The sequence below is a fragment of the Plantactinospora solaniradicis genome (assembly GCF_042658085.1).
GTDB classification, from domain to species: Bacteria; Actinomycetota; Actinomycetes; order Mycobacteriales; family Micromonosporaceae; genus Plantactinospora; species Plantactinospora solaniradicis.
The window spans coordinates 1-1,704 of the sequence record NZ_JBHSPR010000126.1; the positions used below are offsets into that span (position 1 = coordinate 1).

Below are 1,704 nucleotides of genomic sequence, written 5' to 3' on the forward strand. Positions count from 1 at the left end.
CACCACCGACCCCGCCGACACCGGCACCGCCGTGTCGTTCCACTGCCGGACCACCAGGTCCCGCTCGGCGAGTTCGAGAATCTCCGTCTCGTGCAGGCGCTGATCGGGGTTGGTGGTCAGGTCGGCGAGGACCCGCACCCACCGGTCGGTAAGAGATTCGATCGACGGGGCTTCGAAGAGGTCCGCCGAGGCGATGACGGAACCGAGCAGGCCCGCGGGGTTTCCATCCCGGTCGAAGGACTCCCGCACGACGATTTCAAGATCGAATTTTGCGGGTACGACTGCCCTCGTATCGCCGGACACGTCGCCCTGCGGATCCACCGTGATCCGGCCCGTGTTCTGGACAGTCAGCATGACCTGGAACAGCGGGTGGCGGGCCAGCGACCGGGTCGGGGCCAGCTCCTCGACCAACCGCTCGAACGGCACGTCCTGGTGCTCGAGCGCTTCCAGGCTGGCTTCCCGCGTCCGGACCAGCAGCTCCCGGAATCGCGGGTCCCCGGACAGGTCCGTACGGATGACCAGGGTGTTGACGAAGAACCCGACCAGGTCGTTCAGGGCTTCCTCGGTGCGGCCGGCGACCGGGAACCCGATCGGGATGTCGGTGCCCGCGCCCAGCCGCGACAACAGCACCGCGAAGGCCGCCTGCAACACCATGAACGGCGTGGCGCCCTCTGCCCGCGCCAGGTCCACCACTCGCCGATGTGTCTCGGCGGGGATGCGCAGCGGCACCCGGTGACCGCGGTGGCTCGTGACCGCCGGACGCCTGTGGTCGACCGGCAGGGTCAGCTCCTCCGGCGCACCGTCCAGCGCCCGCCGCCAGTACCCCACCTGCACCGACAGCACGCTTTCCGGGTCGTCGTCGCCGCCGAGCAGCTCGCGCTGCCACAGCGCATAGTCGGAATACTGCACCGGCAGCGGCGCCCAGTCCGGCGCCGCACCGCGACGCCGCGCCGCGTACGCCGTGGTCACGTCTCGGCGCAGCGGCCCCAGCGACCAACCGTCGGCGGCGATGTGGTGCATTAGCAGGACCAGGACGCGCTCGTCCGAGCCGGCCTCGAACAGCCACGCCCGGATCGGCACCTCGGTGGTCAGGTCGAAGACATGCCACGCCACCTGCTCGATCGACTCGGCGAGCGACTCCGGCGCCACCTGGCGCACCTGCAGGTCCCAGGCGAGGTCATCGAGGTCGAGAATCCGCTGGTACGGCTCGCCGTCCTGGGACGGGAACACCGTGCGCAGCGACTCGTGCCGAGTGAGGACGTCGCGCAGGGCGGTGCGCAGCGCGGCCACGTTCACATCGCCGGGCAGCGGGAGCGCCAGCGGGATGTTGTATGTCGAGCTCCGTCCCTCCAACTGGGTCAGGAACCAGAGCCGGCGCTGCGCAAATGACAACGGGATCATCAGTTGGTCTCCTTTGGCATCGGACGCAACGCCGGTCGGTTCGTCTTGGTGCTCACGCCAGCCAGCCGCTCCGCGAGTTGCGCGGGTGTCGGCCCCTCGAACAGCATGCGGATCTTGACTTCGGTGCCGAGCCGGGCCCGGATGCGGGACAGCAGCCGGATGGCGAGCAGGGAGTGCCCGCCGAGGTCGAAGAAGTTGTCGTCCACACCGACGGTGTCCCGGCCGAGTACCTCGGCGAACGCCTCACAGAGGACGATTTCGTGTTCCCCCGAGGGGGGTCTGGAGGTTCCGGCTTCCGTGGAG

General features: G+C 69.4%; 2 protein-coding genes. Both read right to left on the minus strand.

Features of this window, described 5'->3' with window-relative positions:
• A partial coding sequence (locus ACFP2T_RS47625; RefSeq protein ID WP_377434642.1) for a condensation domain-containing protein occupies nucleotides 1-1,401 on the minus strand: 1,401 nt, incomplete at its 3' end.
• Nucleotides 1,401-1,704, minus strand: a 304-nt coding sequence (locus ACFP2T_RS47630) for a phosphopantetheine-binding protein (protein ID WP_377434644.1), incomplete at its 5' end; no start/stop codon positions are given. The genes ACFP2T_RS47630 and ACFP2T_RS47625, both read right to left, overlap by 1 nt.